This window comes from Siansivirga zeaxanthinifaciens CC-SAMT-1, assembly GCF_000941055.1.
In the GTDB taxonomy this organism is placed as follows: Bacteria; Bacteroidota; Bacteroidia; order Flavobacteriales; family Flavobacteriaceae; genus Siansivirga; species Siansivirga zeaxanthinifaciens.
Map to the genome: position 1 here is coordinate 1,245,254 of NZ_CP007202.1, position 19,949 is coordinate 1,265,202.

The 19,949-nt window shown below is 33.0% G+C and carries 13 protein-coding genes; 10 read left to right on the forward strand and 3 right to left on the reverse strand.

Annotated features, from left to right (window positions below):
• Positions 1-144 precede the first annotated feature (144 nt).
• Positions 145-1,113 carry a hypothetical protein gene (locus AW14_RS05545; protein WP_044637915.1) on the reverse strand — a complete coding sequence of 323 codons (969 nt, stop codon included), beginning with the start codon at positions 1,111-1,113 and terminating at the stop codon, positions 145-147.
• Positions 1,114-1,201: 88 nt separating this feature from the next.
• Between AW14_RS05545 and AW14_RS05550 the strand changes: the two genes are divergently transcribed.
• Complete coding sequence (locus tag AW14_RS05550; protein WP_044637704.1) at positions 1,202-1,573, forward strand: hypothetical protein; 372 nt, start codon at positions 1,202-1,204, stop codon at positions 1,571-1,573.
• A 30-nt stretch (positions 1,574-1,603) separates the two neighbouring features.
• Positions 1,604-1,792, forward strand: coding sequence for a hypothetical protein (locus AW14_RS05555; protein ID WP_044637916.1), 189 nt, complete (start codon positions 1,604-1,606; stop codon positions 1,790-1,792).
• A gap of 968 nt (positions 1,793-2,760) precedes the next feature.
• Here the strand turns inward: AW14_RS05555 and AW14_RS05560 are convergent.
• On the reverse strand, positions 2,761-3,255 hold the full coding sequence (locus tag AW14_RS05560; protein WP_044637917.1) for a hypothetical protein: 495 nt from the start codon (positions 3,253-3,255) through the stop codon (positions 2,761-2,763).
• Between the two features lie 21 nt (positions 3,256-3,276).
• Positions 3,277-4,047 carry an SDR family oxidoreductase gene (locus AW14_RS05565; RefSeq protein WP_044637918.1) on the reverse strand — a complete coding sequence of 257 codons (771 nt, stop codon included), beginning with the start codon at positions 4,045-4,047 and terminating at the stop codon, positions 3,277-3,279.
• Positions 4,048-4,126: 79 nt separating this feature from the next.
• On the opposite strand from AW14_RS05565, the gene AW14_RS05570 reads away from it, so the two are divergent.
• The 8 genes from AW14_RS05570 (at position 4,127) to AW14_RS05605 (ending at position 19,937) form a co-directional block, all read left to right on the forward strand.
• Positions 4,127-4,567, forward strand: a complete 441-nt coding sequence (locus AW14_RS05570) for a winged helix-turn-helix transcriptional regulator (protein WP_044637919.1) — start codon at positions 4,127-4,129, stop codon at positions 4,565-4,567.
• An 89-nt stretch (positions 4,568-4,656) separates the two neighbouring features.
• Complete coding sequence (locus AW14_RS05575; RefSeq protein WP_044637920.1) at positions 4,657-7,542, forward strand: ligand-binding sensor domain-containing protein; 2,886 nt, start codon at positions 4,657-4,659, stop codon at positions 7,540-7,542.
• Positions 7,543-7,748: 206 nt separating this feature from the next.
• The gene (locus tag AW14_RS05580) at positions 7,749-9,248 is read left to right on the forward strand and encodes a T9SS type A sorting domain-containing protein (protein ID WP_044637921.1); all 1,500 of its coding nucleotides are present in this window, start codon (positions 7,749-7,751) and stop codon (positions 9,246-9,248) included.
• A gap of 96 nt (positions 9,249-9,344) precedes the next feature.
• Complete coding sequence (locus AW14_RS05585) at positions 9,345-12,431, forward strand: SusC/RagA family TonB-linked outer membrane protein (RefSeq protein WP_245617622.1); 3,087 nt, start codon at positions 9,345-9,347, stop codon at positions 12,429-12,431.
• Between the two features lie 7 nt (positions 12,432-12,438).
• Positions 12,439-14,214 (forward strand): RagB/SusD family nutrient uptake outer membrane protein, encoded by a 1,776-nt coding sequence (locus tag AW14_RS05590; protein ID WP_044639505.1) that lies wholly within the window; start codon positions 12,439-12,441, stop codon positions 14,212-14,214.
• A 20-nt stretch (positions 14,215-14,234) separates the two neighbouring features.
• Positions 14,235-15,827: a PKD domain-containing protein gene (locus AW14_RS15015; protein WP_218916000.1), complete on the forward strand. Its 1,593-nt coding sequence runs from the start codon at positions 14,235-14,237 to the stop codon at positions 15,825-15,827.
• A gap of 130 nt (positions 15,828-15,957) precedes the next feature.
• A complete protein-coding gene (locus AW14_RS05600) occupies positions 15,958-19,242 on the forward strand; it encodes a carbohydrate-binding protein (RefSeq protein WP_044637922.1) in 3,285 nt (1,094 codons plus the stop codon).
• On the forward strand, positions 19,242-19,937 hold the full coding sequence (locus tag AW14_RS05605) for a fibronectin type III domain-containing protein (RefSeq protein ID WP_044637923.1): 696 nt from the start codon (positions 19,242-19,244) through the stop codon (positions 19,935-19,937). Before AW14_RS05600 ends, AW14_RS05605 begins: the two co-directional genes overlap by 1 nt.
• Positions 19,938-19,949: the final 12 nt, after the last annotated feature.

Genomic DNA, 19,949 nt, shown 5'->3' on the forward strand with positions numbered 1-19,949 from the left:
CTGCTTCCGTATAAGGTGTTTTGTTTTGATGGTTTAAAATTGTTGTTGCTTCATTAATATTCACGATTTCCAATATGGTGGATAAAAATAGAGCTACTATTGTCATCTCACTTTTGGCGATGAAGTGCTAAGGGCCTCTTAGGACTATATTTGTTTTTTTAGTATATTTTTAATTACCAAATGCTTGTCGTTTCTAAAAATAATCTCAGCACGCTGGTATTGCTTTAAACCAATGAGAGTTCTTATCGCTTGAGCCTCATGGTTTTTTAAATCTTGCTCATTGGTTATTTCTACTTCAAAAGTTTCATTATTGTGGCTTCTGTAAATTTTTATTTGTTTAAAGTCTTTTTGCTTTAATAGTTTCAAAAGTTCTAATTCACTTGGAGTATAAAGCGCAAATAGCACTGTGTATTTATACAAAGCCTCATCTTGATAAAACTTTGATACCAGAGGTACTATGGGGATATTTATTACAGAATGGTGGATTAAATTTGTTACAAGCTCTTCTCTAAAGTCTCTGGCATTCATTTTAGCTTCTATATCTTCAGCTACAGGATTAAATATGTTATAACTGAAAGTAGCTTCTTCAGAAACCTCTAGAGGTTTTCTGTGAAGTATTAGGGCTGGTGTATGACCAAAAAGAAGAACTGAACTGACTAACCCTCCTAGATTAGTGAAATATATTTTATAATCTTCAGGGATATTCTCTAAAATTGATTTTATAATTTCTACATTAAATCCTTCGTCTTCAGTTGCCATATAGTTTAGCTCTTCTGGAAGCCCTTTTTCAACTATTTCAGATATCGTTTGATCGCTTAGGCTGTTAAAATAACTTTGGTCTATCGGTTCATATAAATAGTCCTTTATATTTTTTAAGTCTTTTAGGGATAATCCTATAACACGAAGTTCTTTTATTATAAGTACCCATAACGCTTCGAAGTAATTTAGTTCCACGCGTCTTCTAGTGACCTCCTTGTTTGTAGCCGATTCACTAACTTGGTAATCAATAATCCCCTTTTCGCCCCAATTTACATAAATGCGGTATGGGACATCTAAGTCGTTAAGTGTTACCCGTTTTTCTGCCAGTTTAGGAAATAAATCAAATAAGTCCATATATTTATATTATAAGTAACAAATGTATTAAAAAAAAATTTATAAATTTACAATATATTATATATTTAATAAAAAATAAGAGTAAATTATGAAGTTGAAAAAAAAATGTAAAAATCCAGAATGCCAGACTGAAATACAAAACTACAAGAGCTCTAAACGCTTGTATTGTGATGATGTTTGTAAAAATAGGAGTGCCTATTTAAAAAGAACCATTGAAGAAGGGCACCTTTTAGAAAAGGATAAAGCAATCAGAAAAAATTATAGAATTCTGAAAAAGTTAATAGATTTTAATCTAGGACCGCTTTCGGAGCAAACACTTTTAAGCCATGGATTTGATTTTGATGCTTACCATGGTGCTGTTGTTAAAATAGACGACAACGGAAATAAAGTACAAATAAATCGTATTTATGACATCTACTTTCAGAATAAAGACAATAAAATAATAATAATAAAAAATTAATAATATATGGAAACCGTCATATTGAATAACATGGATAAACTTTTATCACCAATTGAACAAGCTGAGTTGGTCGGTATACTAAAGAAACCAGAAGAGCTAATTTATGAACAGAAACAGCGTTACTTTTTTTACGGCGTAATTATTACTTGCGCTTTAGCTTTAGGAGGTTTTTTAATTTATAAGTCAGTTGAAAAAAATAAACAAAATAATGCGTCTTAATACTTAAATAGCGTATCGGCAAAAAGTTCTAAATATCAATTATCAGAAAATTAAATTAGAACCTTTATAGTTTATAATTGTAACCGCTAACTTTTCTTTTAAAGGTTAAGCGGTAGTATCTGATTTTGCTCAAATGATTTCTTATTTAGAAGTTTCAGGAAATAATCAAATCTTAAACTAAAGTTTATAAGGGAACACTGAAAATATCCTTTTTAAATTATTTAGAGACTACTTTTTATATTTTTTATCTATTGTTTTCAATCAAATAATTCAAGAACAAGGAAAACAAAAACCATAGCGTCCATAAATTTAATTCATCCCAGTAGGGAAAATCAAAGGGCAAATTATTTTTTAAAATAAAAATTATTTTAAAAAATAATTCAACCAAAATAAATTAAGCTTGGAATTAAAAAATAACTTAAAATCGATTTAAACGTATTATAAACGTTAAAAATCGTTGAAAATCGATTTTAATACAGTAAAGCATAGGTAATAATAATCATAAAAAAAGCCATTTTATCTTCTAATTCAGCATATTTCAAATCAAAAATTAATAGGAATTTCAATATGCTATAGATATGAAAATATTAATTTGTAATGATACAGAAATTTGTGGTGCATTGATATGGTAATTTTGTAATAATTAATTTTTCTGAGATATTGTAAAATCAATATCTAGCCCCTGTTTGTTGCATTGGATTAGAAATGACAATTTATATCTTATTAAATATCAAAATTCATATTAAATAAATGATTACAAAAGCCTGAAAATACATTTTCATTAATAGGATTTGTTACAAAACATCATTTGATTTTAAAAACAAAAAAAATATTTAAAATTCATCAATATCCAAAGGGGGTAAAATATAAATCAAAGCACTTCTTGATAAAAAAGTAGCCAAAGAAAAGAGCAAATAACTAGTGTTGATTGCAGTTTATTAACTCAGTTCTTTGCTAACTTCTGTTTTTTATTTAGAGACTTTTTTCAAATTTTTGAATAATCTAACAAATATGTAGATATGACTTAAGGATGAACCTAAACCATAGGTTACAAAAAACAACCATATTAAACCGAGGTTATGATTGTAAAGCTCTAAACCAAAGAATTGAGGAAAAGCAATTATTAAATCTCCAAAACCTACGATATTGAAAATCCAAACCAAAGGAATGGCAAAACTCCATTTGTTTTTTAGAGCAATTGCGTTTATAATAGCTAAAATAGCTGTGGTAAAATCGAGTATTCCGACTGTAGTTAAAAATTCAGTTGGAAAACCGTCATAAAACTGCTCCTTTGCCATAAACGTTAAACCTAAATATCGAAATGCGTTATAGAATACGAAAGGTAATAGTGCTTCGTGTAAGGATAGTTTTGAAATTCGAGGCTGAATCCAATACTTGAAACCTAAAATAATTGCGATTGTGCCTGTCAAGGCTTGTAAGTTGATAATAGTAAAATTGTCCATTTTGTTATTTTTTATCTGTAACTATTTTTGGTTTGGGATTGGTTTTTTATTCAATTGCTTAAAGATAAATTTGGGAGCAAGCCTACTCATCAATTTCAATTGTTTGGAAATTCCCGGTGTAATCTCTTCTTTTCCATTTTTGAAATCTTTCCAAAAAATGTCAGCTAATTTTTCGGGTGGCATTGGTTTTAAGTTATCGTCTTCGGCAATATCAGCTCCGTGAGCCAATGGAGTATCAACTACTGGCGGAAGAAGCTCTACCACTTCTATATTGTGTGGCTTCAATTGAGGGCGAATACCTAATGTCCAAAAATGCAAAGCCGATTTTGTTCCTGAATAAGTTGGTGCTTGTGCAAAAGGCACGTATGCTAAACCCGAGGAAACATTTACCAAAATTGCGTTATTACTTTTTTTCAATTGTGGTAGAAAGTAGTGCAAGACTCTAATGGGGGAGTTGTAGTTGATTTCAATTTCCTGCATTTGTTTATGCAAATCATTCCTTTCGTTTCCTGCATCTATCAAATTCATTATACCCGCATTATTGAAGAGTACATCAATGCCGCCAAATTGTTGGTTAATGTCGTCTGCAAGTTTTCTTACATCTGCGTCATCCGTAACATCACTTTGAAAAATATGGATTTTGGGAAAGTCCCTTTGGACAGCTTCTAATTTTTGGAGATTACGACCTGTGATAATTACAGTATTGTCGTTTTCCATAAATTTTTTGGCGAGAGCAAGTCCTATTCCTGAACTTCCGCCCGTTATAAGTACGATTTGTTGTGATTTATTCATTTAAAAATTTTATTTTTGCTATTAAATCAGTAGCAAAAGTAATCGAATTATTTTATTACTACCAAAATAATAGTAAAAAATGAAAAATAATTTTAGGTCAGGCTGTCCATTGGCTTCTACTTTAGATATCGTAGGGGATAAATGGTCCTTGCTTATTGTAAGAGATATGTTGTTTCAAGTGAAGAAGACGTTTAAGGACTTTTCTACTTCCCCTGAGGGAATAGCACCTGGAATATTATCGTCAAGATTAAAATGGCTGGAAGAAAATCAGTTAATCACAAAACAGAAATTGCCTGACAACAAAAAAGAAAACATCTATTTATTGACAGAAAAAGGCATAGAGTTGGCTCCAATTATTACAGAAATTATTTTGTGGAGCGATAAAAATTTGAGAGGTCAAAATGCTGAAATGTTTTCGATTGCCGAAGCAGGGTTTCATCAAGATAAATCAAAATTTACAGAAGGTATTCAAAAAAAATACATGGCACAAGTCAACAGAACCGTAGGTAAACGCATTTAGGTTTTTAGAATAGAATTAAATTGTTAGTCATAATATATAAATAGCACTTTGCTTAATTGGATAAAAATTTTATTTAAATAATTGTCAATTTGAAATTAGTTAGTAATATATACGGAATATTAATTTATCTTTTTTTAATATTTGTCTGCAACTCAATATTTGCTCAAATATCAAATACACCTGGGGTTCCCTTTATTAAAAACTTCACTGAAGAAGAAACAAATAGCAGTTTAACAATATATGATATTTCACAAGGAGGCAATGGTGAAATGTATTTTGCTACTTCTGGAGCTTTATTGGTATTTGATGGTATTCGTTGGAAAAAGTATAGTTATGGTGTAGAATCAGATTTGCGATCTGTTTTTTACAAAGATGATAAGCATATATACACAGGAGGACATGGTGGTTTTGGTTATTGGTCTAAAAACAGCAAGGGTGTTTTGGAGTATAATAGTTTGTTTTTTAAGCGGCTAAAAAAGGATGATACGTTATTACCCATTTTTTATAAAATAGTTGAAATTAATGGCAAGATTTTGTTTCAAACTTGGCAACAAATATATATTTATGATCCCAAAACGTCTGTTATAGAATCAGTGGGTGCTATAAGAGGGTTCAATGAGTTATTTTCATCAGAAAATCGTGCTTTTATACAAGACTATAGTGGGTTATTTGAAATTAATAATAAAGAATTAGTGCAAATAGATGGTACTGACCCTGAACAATTTCATATTAGGGGTGTTTTTGTAAATGCTCCTAGTAAACTTCTTATTATCACAAAAAATAAAGGCGTTTGGACTTTAGAAGATGGAATATTAAGTAAAAATAACTGGGAAGTAAACGGTTTACTAGAAAATTACTTGGTAAATGATGTTCAAAAATTTGAGGATGATAAGCTCATAATTGGTACTGTTAGGAACGGTGCTTACATAACTTCTAAAGAAGGAGATATCCTTTTTCATATTGATAAGAAAATCGGTATATCCAATAACAACATTAGAAAAACTTTTGTAGATAATAATAATAATTTATGGCTTGGTATGGATAATGGCCTAAGCTATATTCAAACAAACAGTAACACAAGCTATCTCTTGGATACTGAAGGTGAATTTGGAACAGTATATACAAGTTTTTTAAAGGATTCTTTATTGTATTTGGGAACTAATCAAGGTTTATTCGTTAAAAACTGGAGAAGTCAAAAATCAATTCCAAAGCTAATAGATAAAGATGTAGGTCAAATTTGGACTATTGATGAGGTAGGTGATCAAATTTTAGTGGGGTCGCATCAAGGGATATCCATAATAAAAAATAAAAAATTAGAAACCTTACATATAGATGGAGGTGCTTGGATAATTAGAAAACACCCAATACATAATGACGTAATGTACGTTGGTTTTTATTCTGGAATAAGTGTATTCAAGCGTATAAATAACGCATGGGTGTTTGTTACCAAATGGCAAAACTACGGTGAGTCTTCCCGTTTTATGGAGTTTGATAAGTATGGATTTTTATGGGTAGCACATCCTTCTAAGGGATATTATAGGTTAGACTTGTCTGATGATGGGCATATACTTCGCAAAGCAGAGTTTTATGGTATTGACAATAGATTTGTAGATACCTACGCTTATTTAAGTAAGATTGATAATGATATTGTATTTCATAACCCAAAGGGGTTTTTTAATTATGATCCCATTGATAATACTTTTGTAACCGCTAATTATATATCCAAGGTTTTTAAAGATATAAAAGGTGTAAATGTTATTACTCAAAATGAAAATATTTTTTGGTATTCAAACCCGAGATCTATAGGTTATATATTACGTAATGGCAATAAAATCGCAACGATAGATCAACCTTTTTATTCAATAAGAAACAAGCATTTAAACGATTTTAATAAATTTAGTAAATTAAATGATTCAGTTTATGGAATAGGTTTTAAAGAAGGCATGCTTTTTCATACTATTAGAAAACAAGATGTTGGGACTGCTGTTAATATGCCTCCAGAAATAAGTTATATTCACTTAATAGGAACATCAGATACCATTTTAGCTCCAATTAACAATGAAAAAGAATTAGAAATACCCTACAAAAACAATTTTATAAAAATTGGTTTAGCATTCCGCAAAACGCCTTTGTCTAGTTCACAAAAGATTCAATATAGACTTAAAGGGCATTCAGATGATTGGTCCAAATGGGATTATACGTCAGAGTTAAGTTTTCCAGGGCTTTCATCAGGGAATTATCTATTAGAGCTGCGTTCTGGAGGAGAAAATCAAATGTTCTCAACTACTATTGCCAGAGCCTTTTATGTAATACCTCCTTGGTATTTAACAAAAATAGCTTTTATTACATATGCACTTTTCATTTTGATACTTAGTATGTTATATAGAAGCTATTTTAAGGCAAAATCTAAAAAACAAATAGCAGCTTTAAAAGAAGAAGAAGCAGAAAAAAGACAGCAACAAGAAGATAAATTTAAATTAGATAGATTAGAGGCCGAAAGAAAAATGCTTAAACTAAAGGAAGAAAATTTGAGCTTAGAAATAAAAAAGAAAAATTCTGAATTAGCAGCTTCTACATTAAATAATATTAAAAAGAACGAACTACTTACCGAACTAGTAAAAGATATTAAAAAGATTGACGAAGATGTTTTAAATAGTTCCCTGCGTTCTCCGATCAAAAAAGTAATTAAGAAAATAAACAATCATCTTGTAGATAAAGACGATTGGCTCACATTTGAACTTCACTTTAGAAACGCACATACTGATTTTTTTGAGAAGCTAAGAAAAAAACATCCAGATTTATCTTCTAATGAAATTAAATTAAGTGCTTATTTAAAATTAAATCTTTCTTCAAAAGAAATAGCTTCATTGATGAATATATCCATAACAAGTGTAGAACAATCCCGTTGGCGTCTTCGTAAAAAACTCAACTTACCTAAAGAATTCAGTTTAACAAATTATATTCAATCTATTTAGTTTTATTTTTTTTTAAAAACCTCATTTTCAGTTTTTTATAATTTAATTGTAGAGGTTTTGTAGAGCATTCTACAAATCAACTTCTAGGTTTTGTAGATGTATTTTTCTGGGTTAGAACACAGGTTTATTAAATCTTTGTGACAGCTTGTAGCCTGTATATCTTCTTTTTACAGGTGTAGACTATTATTAACTAAAACTAAAATAAGATGAAAAAAATTACACAACTATTATTATTAATGGTTACAACTATGGGTTTTGCCCAAAACCTTATTACAAACGGTACTTTTGATGATGCCACAGGTTGGACGGTTGTAAACCAATATGGAACCGATAGCACAAATGGCTCAGTAGCTATTACTGGAGGAGAAGTGAATATTGGAAAAATTGACCCAACTGATGCTGGTTGGATTCACATGGGGCTTTATACAACTGTAAACCTAACCGCTGGTTGGTACCAATTTGATATGGATATGACTTATGACGGAATTAATGACATATGGGGCGAAGTATTTATTGGATCTGTGCAACCAGTTGATAATACTGAGTATAGCGGTGACCAACAGGTTATTAAAGCCTACAACGCTTGGGATTGTGGTAGTATCAAAACTTATTCTGGATCAGCTGTTGTTGCTGGATGTGATACTTCCAGTCCAGGGAAATTTCAAATTACCTCTACCGGAACTTATTACATATTATTTAGAACTGGAGGTGGAACATTTGGGGCTTCTGGTATAACTTTAGATAATTGGTCGCTGGTTGCTGATGATGCGCAACCAGTCGCAAATTTTACAGAAGTAACATCTGTATCAAATCTAATGGCTACTTTTACCAACACTTCTACAGATGCAACAAGCTATTCTTGGGATTTTGGAGATGGTACAACTTCTTCCGATGCAAATCCTGCTGCCCATGCCTATGCTTATAAGGGTCAGTATCTAGTTTCTTTAACTGCCTCAAGTACTGAAGGTTCTAATACATTTACAAAGGAAATTTTTGTTGGTGCAGTTAATACACCTGTATCTGATTTTAGTTTTGATTTTAGTTTGCCGACGCCACTCAGAAATGAGAGACTTCTTGATTATGTTGAAGCTGGTGGCGTTGCTACAGCCTCAGGTGTAAATGATGATTGGTGGTCTCAAATAAAATATATACATAATGCAGGAATAGATTTATCTTCTGGGGATAGGGGATTCTCAATAGATGTAAATGGCCCAAGAACTTCAACGCTCACTATAAAAGTTGAAAGTGGTGGGACTGAGCATGCTGTAATAGCCGACTATACTACACCAAATGTATGGCAAACACTAACGTTTGATTTTTCGAGCTTTAGCTCTACTAATAATACTAAAATAGCAGTGTTTTTTGATATTCAAACTAATTTTGATGCCGGAGTTGATCCTGCTCAAAATGTTTTTCAATTAGATAATTTTGTATTTGGAGCATTTGCTTCACTAAGCACTAAAGGTTTCCAGATAGAAGGCTTATCAACATATCCAAACCCAACAACAGATACTTGGAATATTTCCACTAAAAACCAAGTTATCAATTCTATAGATGTGTATAATATACTGGGTAAAAGGGTACTTGATTTACGTCCAAACGGTTTATCGGCTGAAGTTGATGCCTCAAGCTTAAATTCTGGTATTTACATCACCAAAATCAGTACAGAATTTGGGTCACAAACTATAAAACTGATTAAGCGTTAATAGCAAGTTTAAAAAGACTAAAGCAAGGTTATTCCTTCTTCAGTCTTACCATATTAAATAGCTAAACAGTTCAAGAATATTAACTAAACTAAAATTATGAAAAAAACAATGTTTTTTAATTGTTTGAAAGATTGGGGAAAAACCCCTATTCTAGCTTTGGCATTATTTATGTGCTTTAGTTTTGTTGGAGTAGCTCAAGGACAAGTTACAGGAAAAGTGACTGATAAAGCCAATTTGCCTTTACCGGGAGCAAATATAATCATTAAGGGAAAAAGTACTGGGACACAAACAGACTTTGATGGAAATTTTTCTATTGAAACTGTTTTAGGAGATGTATTAGTCGTTTCATACCTTGGTTATGTTACCAAAGAAATATCAATAACTAATCAAGCTAGTTTAGCAATTAAGCTTGTAGAGGACACTAATAGTTTAGATGAAGTTGTGGTGGTTGGTTACGGAAGTAAATCTAAAACTAAGCTTATTTCATCGGTATCTACAATTGATGAGGAAACCTTAAAAAGGCAACCAGTACCAAATGTAAGTAACGCACTTGAAGGTTTAGCTTCTGGACTTTTTGTTCAGCAAAGTTCTGGAGAACCAGGATTTAGCAATTCTAGTTTCGAAGTTAGAAACTTTGGAAGCGCATTAGTTATAGTTGATGGAGCTCCTGGAGATTTAAATCAGTTAGACCCTAACGAAATTGAAAGTATTTCGGTACTTAAAGATGCTGCAGCTGCAGCTGTTTATGGCGTGCAAGGGGGTAATGGAGTTGTGTTGATAACCACAAGAAAGGGAAGAATAGGGAAGCCAAAACTTTCATACAGCAATCAATTTACTTATACATCTTTTACCTCATATCCTGAGTTTTTAAGTTCAGGAGATCGTGCAGAAATATTAAACGAAGGTTTAAGAAACGCAGGTCAAAATCAATTTTTTACAGATGAAGAAGTTGAACTATTTCGTTCTGGAGCAGACCCTATAAACTACCCTAATACAGATTGGCGAGATTTGGTTTTAAAAGATTGGGGATTTCAACAGCAGCATAACTTAAATTTATCAGGGGGTACAGAAAAAGTTAAGTATTTCGTGTCTGCAGGATATGTAGATCAAGGCTCTAACTATACAGAAGATGTATTGTCCTTTCAACGTTATAATTTAAGGGCAAATATAGATGCCGATATTACGGATAACTTAAATTTAACCATAAATATGGGTGCCCGTAGACAATTAAATGAAGCTCCTGGGTATTCAGCTTATGATATATTTAGAGAATTAAGCAGATCTTTACCATCAGATTTGGCATACTATCCAGATGGAACGCCTGCCAGACCAAGTACAACTCCTAATCATGCCGTTGAAGGCATAAGAGATTTTAATGCAGGTTATTTTAGAGCAAGAAATAATAATTTTGACGCCAAAATTGCTTTAGAATGGGATGTTAAACAGATAAAAGGCCTTAAATTAAAGTCTTATGCATCATTAGTTTATAATACTAATTTTACTAAAGACTGGGATAAAAGTTTCGACCTTTTTACATTAAATAGGCAAACTGGAAACTACGATGTATTTAGATCTACACCTCCTGGTTCTCCAAGTGAAACAAAACTATCTCAAAGTACTAATTATAGTAATCATTATGTATTACAAGAATCTATAAACTATGCGCGTACTTTTGGAGACCACAATGTGTCAGGATTATTATTAGCAGAAATACAAAAAATACAAGGGCAGGATTTTAATGCCAGTCGTCAAGATTTTCAATCTACAAAAATAGATCAGCTCTTTGCAGGGTCGTTGGAAAATCAAGGCGCTAATGGAGGTGAGTTTCGTGAAAACCGCTTGGGTTTCGTTGGAAGATTTAGTTATGACTATAAGTCTAAATATTTTTTAGAATCCACATATAGATATGATGGGTCTTCTAGATTTGCCCCTGGCAATGAGTATGGTTTATTCCCTTCCATGTCATTAGGTTGGAGAATATCAGAAGAATCATTTTTCGAGCCATTAAAGAAAACCATTTCTAATTTAAAATTAAGAGCCTCTATCGGTACAGCAGGTAATGATGGTACTTCTGCATATCAATGGTTAAGTGGGTTTAATTATAATCTGTTTTATGTAATAAACGATACAGCCATCCCAACAATTGATAATACGGCGTTACCCAATAGAGATATTACTTGGGAGACCAATACAACATACGATGTCGGGTTAGATATTGATTTGTTTAATAGTGATCTTAAGTTTTCTTTCGACTATTTTTTTAGAAAAAGAGAAGATGTTATCGCAGGCGCTAATGCTAGCGTTCCAAGTACGTTAGGTGTGGCATTAGCAGCACAGAATTTTTATGAATTTTCAAATGAAGGGTTTGAGTTTTCTATTGATTATAAAAAGCAACTAAACGATAATTTAAAAATTAATGCTTTACTTAATTTTTCAAAATCTAGAGAAAAAGCGGTCTTCATTGATGAAACACTTCAGGAAGATCCTTTTATGAGAGCCAATTTAACCGAAACAGGAGGTTTTACAGGTTTGCGAAGAGGTTATATTTCTGACGGTTTATTTCAAAGTCAGGAAGAGATAGACCAATGGGCTATACAAGACAATAATGGTAATACAAGTATCCAACCAGGAGATGTAAGGTATATAGATTTAAATGATGATGGTATTATTGATGTAAAAGACCAAAAAGTATTTGGTGATGGGAGTAAGCCTGCTATTAACTATTCTCTAAATTTAGGAGCAGAGTATAAGAATTTTGCTTTGTCGGTTTTATTAACAGGTGCAGCTGGTTATGATATTTATTTAGATGGTGAAGCCCAAGCTCCTTTGCGAAATGGATTTAACGGATATGACTATCAATTTGATTATTGGACACCAACAAATACTGGTGCTGCATTTCCTAGAATAACAGATGGTGGGTTTAATGACAACAACTACAGATATTCTGATTTTTGGTTAAGAAACGGTAAACATATACGTTTTAAAAACATTAACCTTAGCTATACATTCCCAAAGCGTAAAGAAAACGCAACGTTTGATGAAATAAAATTATTCTGTACAGGGTATAATTTGTTTGTAATCAAAGATTTCGACGAAGATTTTGATCCGCAATTGGGTTCAGGAATTGGCTGGTACTATCCGCAAACAAAATCTATAACTTTTGGTGTTAATGTATCACTTTAAAAAAATTATGATGAAAAAATTGAAATTAATATTAGCAATACTAACAGTTACTTTTATCGTGTCGTGTGGTGACGATTTCCTAAATGAACCACCTTTAGACAGAATTACTGAAAATGACGTGTGGAACGATAAAAACCTAATGGATGCCTATCTGTTTAAAATTTATGATAGAATGCCATGGGATTATTTAGAGGACTTCTGGGGTGTTGGTGGTTCTCACCGCGATGCGCTATCCGATTTGGCAATGGGTACCTATTCATGGACACCACTTTATAACACTTTTAGGCCTGGTAATTGGGGAACAACAAACAACACTTGGCCAATTGATTGGTGGGGATATGATGTTTTATGGAAAATAAATTATGCTATAGAAAATATAGAGCAAGCCTCTACAAGTGTTTTAACCACACAAGAGCAAAATCAACGCTTAGGAGAATTATATTTTTTACGAGCATATAGTTATTTTGAGTTGGCAAAACGTTACGGTGGCGTTCCAATTATCCTTGAGGCACAAAACCCAGACATTACACCACAGGAAGAGCTATTCCCGCCAAGAAATACAGAGAAAGAAGTGTATGACCAGATTCTTTCTGATACGCAGGCAGCATTTGATTTACTCCCAAACAGATGGGACGATCAAAGAGGAAGAGCCTCAAAATGGGCGGCAAAAGCACTAGAATCTAGGGCAGCTTTATATGCTGGCAGTATTGCTAAGTATGGCACTGTGCAGTTAGACGGGGTGGTTGGTATTCCAACATCAGATGCAGATGGATATTACCAATTAGCGTTGGCTGCATCTCAAAAGATAATCAATGAAGCCGGGTATGTGTTGTTCAATAATTATTCAGACCCAAGTGAGAATTATGCAAACCTCTTTCTTGATGAAACTTATGATGAAACCATCTTTAAAAAAATATGGATTCCATATGAAAAAGGGCATTCTTACGATTTGCATAATGTACCCTATAGCTATAGAGTAGATTGGAGTGGAAGTATGTCACCTACAAAACAACTTTTAGATAGCTATGAAATGTTAGATACAGGGCTATTACCTAGCGAGGCCGGTTCTGGTTATGACGAAAATAATCCTTTTGAAAATCGAGACCCAAGAATGAAAGGCACATTATTGACCAACAAGGATATTTTTCAAGGTTTACCAGTTGAGTTATGGTACGGAACAGAAATAAATGGTGAAATTGACACAGACCGTGGTACAGGTGTTGGTAAAGATGGTTTGGGAATTCATCCAGATGCAACAAAAACAGGTTTTTATATTAGAAAACACTTAGAAAAAGCAAGTGCACCACTTTTTACAAAAGAATACTATTCAGGTACAGATTGTATCATATTTAGATTGGGTGAAATATATCTTAATGCAGCAGAAGCAGCCATAGAATTAAATATGGAAGTTACTGCTAGAGACTTTATAGAGCCCATTAGAACAAGAGCAGGATTGCAACAAAATCTTCGTTTAGAGCCATATTCAGGAACAGATTTAAGAGATAGAATACGTAATGAAAGAAAACTTGAAATGGCTTTTGAAGACCATCGTTATTGGGATGTAAAAAGATGGCGTATAGCCACTGAAGCTTTAAGTATTCAGGTTGAAGGTTTGAGAATATTAAGACATATTGATGGTTTTGGAAATGAAACTTTTACCTATGAAACTTTTGATGCTGAAGCAAAAAAAATGAACTTTTCTGAACGTCATTACTACTTGCCCATTGGTCAAGGTAGAAGAAATAATAATAACAAACTCATAGAGAATCCGCTTTACGATTAAAATTATAAAAAGATAAACAGATGAAAACAATACAATTTTTAAGCAGGTTTTTAATGCTAGGAATTATTTTAATTTCTACAGGCTGTGCTGATGATGATAAGTTTGTAGCTTATGTACCTACAAGTGAAGACGCAGCATTTTCGTTTACATTTAGTGAGGAAAATCCAAATGAAGTTATATTTACTCCGAATACACAGGTTAAAACTTGGTATGTACATTGGGACTTCGGGGATAATTCTTCATCAGAAGACTATGAAACGCGTAAAATATTTTTAAGAAAGGGTGATTATGATGTAAGATTTAAAATTTTTACAGATGGAGGTGTAGCTGAATCTATTCAAACTATAGTAATTAATCAAGATTTCCAAGGGCCTAATGTTTTATTAAACGGAGAATTTAATGGTAGTGACTATTGGACTATTTTACCAATATCAGACAATGTTGATGTAAACTTTACAGGAGATAAAGCAGTTTGGACAGGCGGAAATTGGGGACAAGTAGGAATCTATCAACCAGTGCATGTTGAAGCAAATGTGCCTTACCAAATTGATATGGAAGTTTCAGGAAGTGGACTGACAGATTCTTGGTATGAAGTATATATTGGATCTGATATTCCAATGCCAGGGCAAGATTATGCTGATGGAGGTATTCGATTGGGATTGAATACATGGTCAGGATGTGGTAATGAACCTTTCAATGGTTTACTCACTGAAATTAGTTGTGTTGGTGAAGGAGATGGACTGGTTACATTTAATACTACAGGAACCGTCTATTTTGTTATTAGAGGAGGAGGTGCTGATTATGGTACTGGTCTTTCTTTAGATAATGTTTCTATAACACCGTTGTTGCCTGGTATTGAGCGAACAGACCCTTTGTTTCCTCCTATTGCAAGCTTTACCGTTGTTAAATCTGGTCTTGAAGCAACTTTTACAGATACATCTTTTTTCGGCGAATCTTATTTATGGGATTTTGGTGATGGTATAGGGACTTCTACTGAAAAGAATCCTACTTATACCTATGCTGAAGAAGGTACATATACAGTTAAATTAAAAGTTTCTAATGCAGATGGCTCTGATGAAGCTTTGAAAGATCTAACCTTTGGAGCTTCGCTTAATCTTATTAATAATGGAACTTTTAGTGACGATTCTGGATGGACCATTGTAAATCATTACGAAGCCGCTAACACAAATGGTATTGTAACCATTGCCGGTGGCGTAGCTAAGTTTAATGAAACAACAAATTCAGACTGGAAACATATGGGAATTTACACAGCTGTGGAGTTAGAACCAGGAACCTATCAGTTTGATATGGATATGACATATTCTGGAATTAATGACCTATGGGGTGAAGTATATCTTGGAGCAACAGCTCCTGTTCAAAACGCAGATTACACAGGTGACAAATATGTTTTAAAAGCATATAATGCCTGGGATTGCGGTGGCATTAAAACCTATTCAGGTTCTGCCATTGCATCTGGTTGTGATGGGGCTAATAACCCGGGGCAATTTGAAATTACTTCTGCAGGAACCTACTATATATTATTTAGAACAGGTGGTCGAACTTATGGAACTAGTGGGGTAGTTATAGATAATATGTCCATATTAAAAATTTAATAGTGTTTTAGTTTAGTTGTTTGATGTGTTCTACTGATTATTATCAATTGGTAGAACACTCTACCCTTTATTAAGAAATTATAAAGACAATTAATGTGAAACTACGCAATCACAAAAAAATATTAATATAATGAAAAAGTACTTATTTTTTATCCTATTACTATTAACCACATCTTTAAGTTGGGGACAATGGTTAAAAGCCGACGGCAAAAAAATAGTTAATTCTAATGGTGAAGAAGTCTTACTAAGGGGCATGGGTCCTGGAGGCTGGCAGATTATGGAAGGTTATATGATGCAAACGTCTGGTTTTGCAGGTTCTCAACATGAGATTAAAGGAAAATTAATCGATTTGATGGGTGAAGCTAATACAGAAACCTTTTTTAATAAATGGAGAGAAAATCACTTCACCAAGCGCGATGTCGATTCCTTAGCCGCTTGGGGTTTTAATAGTATTCGTATTCCAATGCATTATAATTTGTTTACACTACCTATTGAAGAGGAACCTATTGCTGGTGAAAACACTTGGATAGAAACAGGGTTTGAATTAATAGATAATGTGCTTGAATGGGCAGCTCCTTATAGCATGTATGTTATTCTAGATATGCATGCCACACCGGGCGGACAAGGAAGAGGTTCGGAAATTAATGATTATGACCCGAATAAGCCTTCACTTTGGGAAAGTCAAGAAAACAGAGACAAGCTCGTGGCTTTATGGACAAGGATAGCAGATAGGTATAAAGACAACCCATGGATAGGAGGTTATGATTTAATTAATGAAACCCATTGGGACTTAGGAGATCAAAACGCATTACTAAGGGAAATCTATGAGGATATTACGCAAGGTATAAGAGGAGTGGGTGATAATCACATCCTATATATTGAAGGGAATTCCTATGCAAATGACCATAGAGGTCTTTTACCGCCATGGGATGATAATTTGGTGTATAGTTTTCATAAGTATTGGAGTTTTAACAATACGAACGACTTAGACTGGATATTACCATTAAGAGAACAATATAATGTTCCATTATGGATGGGAGAATCTGGCGAAAATTCTAATACTTGGTTTACAGATGCTATTACCCTTTTTGAAAATAATAACATAGGATGGGCTTGGTGGACCATGCGAAAAATTGGAGATATTGATAGTCCATATGCTGTCGATATTAATCCAGGTTACCAAAAAGTAATCGATTATTGGAAAGGAGAAGGACCAAGACCCACAGAACAAGAAACCTTTGATGGAATGATGCAATTAGCAGAAAATCTTTTGATAGATAACAGCAGGTATAGAAAAGATGTGCCAGATGCCATTATTAGGCAAGTGCAAACAAATGAAACAAAACCATATCATGGAACACCAACAGCTATACCCGGAATCGTATATACTTCAGATTTTGATTTAGGTAAAAATAACTACGCCTATTACGATACGGTTGTGGCCGATTATAATTTATCAACCGGTAATTTTACTGCATGGAATAGTGGTTGGTCTTATAGAAATGATGGAGTTGATATTGAAAGTAATAATCAAACCACAAATAGTAATGGGTTTAATATAGGGTTTGTAAACAAAGGAGAATGGACGAAATACACGGTACAAATTGATGAAACGGCGGCATATAAAGTATCTTTTAGATTAGCAACACAAGAAAATGGAGGAGAATTTTATCTTTCTCTTGACGATCAAGCAGTAACATCAGTTCAAACCGTTAGTTCTACTGGCGGATGGACACAGTACACCACTTTTGAGGTTTCAGATGTGTTATTAACGGCAGGCGAGCATAGCTTAAAGTTACATTTCAATAATGATATTCCTTTTAATGTAACTAGTATGGCCTTTGAAAAAACAGGAGAGGTTCTGGATGTTGCGTTAAATGCATTAAATGGAAATACTGGAGAAAACGAAAAATCTATAGAAATTACAATTAGTGAAGCTTTATTAGCATCATCGCTTGATGGTACTTTAAATCAATTTACAGTATTTGTAAATGGAGAAGAAAGAGTCATAACATCGGTTACTGAAAACCCTTTAAAAGATAGGACTTTTATACTCACCTTAGATAAATATTTGATTAAAAGTGATGATATTAAAGTAAGTTATTCAGGTGCGGCCATTCAATCCCAGTCAGGTAAAACTTTAATCACCTTTATGGATTTACCTATTAATAATGAATCGCCAGACCGTGTTGTAATACCTGGATTGATTCAGGTTGAAGATTATGAATATATGATAGGTTTGGGAATTGAAGATACAACGGATGAAGGTGGCGGCCAAAACTTCGGATTTACAGATCCAGGAGATTATGCGGATTATTCAATTTTTGTACCTCAAACAGGTAATTATGGTATAAAATTTAGGATTGCTGGATTTAATGTAGGACAAATAGGCTTGTACTCTGTAGACGAGAATGACGTAGAAACTGAGTTAGTTATTGTTAATACAATCATTACAAATGGATGGCAAATATGGGAAACCGTTTCTGATAATTTATTTATAGAAGAAGGTATTCATAAGTTAAGAATGAGAATTTTAGCTGGTGGCTTTAACTTTAATTGGATGCAATTTGATTTGCCAGATAGTGACGGAGATGGAGTATTAGATAAAGATGACCTGTGCCCCAATACAACTGCAAATACCGTTGTAGATATAAATGGATGTGAAGTTTTCACATTGCCAACAAATAACTATTCATTGACCGTATTGGGAGAAACCTGTAGAGTAGAAAACAACGGCAGTATAAACATAATAGCTAAAGAAAATTACGATTATTCAGTAACGCTTACAGGTGAAAATTATTCAGAAACTAAATCATTTACATCAGAAATTGGTTTTGAAGGTTTATCAGCTGGAACCTATACTTTGTGTATTACAATTAATGGAGTTTCTAATTACGAACAATGCTACACTATTATTGTAACAGAACCAGATGAGCTATCAGTGTCAACTACAGGTAAAAATGGTAATACTAAAACAGGTAAGGGTACAAGTAGTAAAAAGGTAATAGTGTCATTAGCTGGTGGCGAAATATATCATATAAACTTAAATAATGAAGTGACAATTACTCGCGAAAGTAAAATTGAGTTAGAATTGATGCAAGGTGTAAATAAATTAAGCGTTAAAACCAATAAAGATTGTCAAGGGGTTTATAACGAAACTATCGTTTTTAATAGCCAACCATTTGTGTATCCCAATCCAATAAAAAACAATACTATAAATATTAATTCTGTTGAGTTTTATGATAAAGAAACTCCTATTGAAATTTATGATCTAACTGGTAAATTGCTATTTTCAAAAACATACCATGCTACATCTAATCAATTGAAAGTAGATGTAGCTAGTATACCACATGGCATTTACATTTTGAAAGTGATGCTAGAGAAAGAAATATTTAATTATAAAATTATAAAATAATGAATACGTTTAGAAAAATAATGCCATTATGTTTATTAATCATTCTTATTTCATGTAGTAGTGAAGAACAAAATACTACAGCTAATATTGAGGGCTTGCCTTCACCGGTAACGCTTATTTTTCCTGTTAACAATACAGAATGCAACGAAGGTATTATAGTCTCAGATACTCAAACCGATGTGCTATTTAAATGGGAAGAAGCAGAAAATACAAGTTCTTATATTTTGATACTTACCAATTTGAATAACGGTACATCAAGAGAGATTAAAACCGTTGCCAACGAATTTTTAATTCGGATTTTAAGGGGAACACCATATTCGTGGGTTGTAAAATCCAAAGCAAGTATTGGCAACGCAACGGCTGATAGTGAAACATGGAGATTTTATAATGCAGGTTTACCAATAGAAAGTCATCCACCATTTCCAGCTGAAGTAGTAAGTCCAAAAATGGGGGCAAGTGTTGACGAAGGAACGGTTTTATTACAATGGGGAGCTACAGACGTTGATAATGATATTGCATCCTATACTATTTTACTAGATACTTCCAGTACACCAACTACAGAAGTTGGTAATCCAAGCACCAATAGTTTAAATATAACGGTTAGTTCTGGGCAAGTTTATTATTGGAAAGTTATCACAAATGATGAGCTTGGAAATGAGTCACATTCTCAAATATTTCAATTTAGAGTCAAATAAAGGTGCTTTTTA

Excerpts from the sequence above, each read along its gene's own strand:
- AW14_RS05545 (WP_044637915.1), bottom strand. The coding sequence starts at position 1,113 with ATGGACTTATTTGATTTATTTCCTAAACTGGCAGAAAAACGGGTAACA.
- AW14_RS05550 (WP_044637704.1), top strand. The coding sequence starts at position 1,202 with ATGAAGTTGAAAAAAAAATGTAAAAATCCAGAATGCCAGACTGAAATA.
- AW14_RS05555 (WP_044637916.1), top strand. The coding sequence starts at position 1,604 with ATGGATAAACTTTTATCACCAATTGAACAAGCTGAGTTGGTCGGTATA.
- AW14_RS05560 (WP_044637917.1), bottom strand. The coding sequence starts at position 3,255 with ATGGACAATTTTACTATTATCAACTTACAAGCCTTGACAGGCACAATC.
- AW14_RS05565 (WP_044637918.1), bottom strand. The coding sequence starts at position 4,047 with ATGAATAAATCACAACAAATCGTACTTATAACGGGCGGAAGTTCAGGA.
- AW14_RS05570 (WP_044637919.1), top strand. The coding sequence starts at position 4,127 with ATGAAAAATAATTTTAGGTCAGGCTGTCCATTGGCTTCTACTTTAGAT.
- AW14_RS05580 (WP_044637921.1), top strand. The coding sequence starts at position 7,749 with ATGAAAAAAATTACACAACTATTATTATTAATGGTTACAACTATGGGT.
- AW14_RS05585 (WP_245617622.1), top strand. The coding sequence starts at position 9,345 with ATGAAAAAAACAATGTTTTTTAATTGTTTGAAAGATTGGGGAAAAACC.
- AW14_RS05590 (WP_044639505.1), top strand. The coding sequence starts at position 12,439 with ATGATGAAAAAATTGAAATTAATATTAGCAATACTAACAGTTACTTTT.
- AW14_RS15015 (WP_218916000.1), top strand. The coding sequence starts at position 14,235 with ATGAAAACAATACAATTTTTAAGCAGGTTTTTAATGCTAGGAATTATT.
- AW14_RS05600 (WP_044637922.1), top strand. The coding sequence starts at position 15,958 with ATGAAAAAGTACTTATTTTTTATCCTATTACTATTAACCACATCTTTA.
- AW14_RS05605 (WP_044637923.1), top strand. The coding sequence starts at position 19,242 with ATGAATACGTTTAGAAAAATAATGCCATTATGTTTATTAATCATTCTT.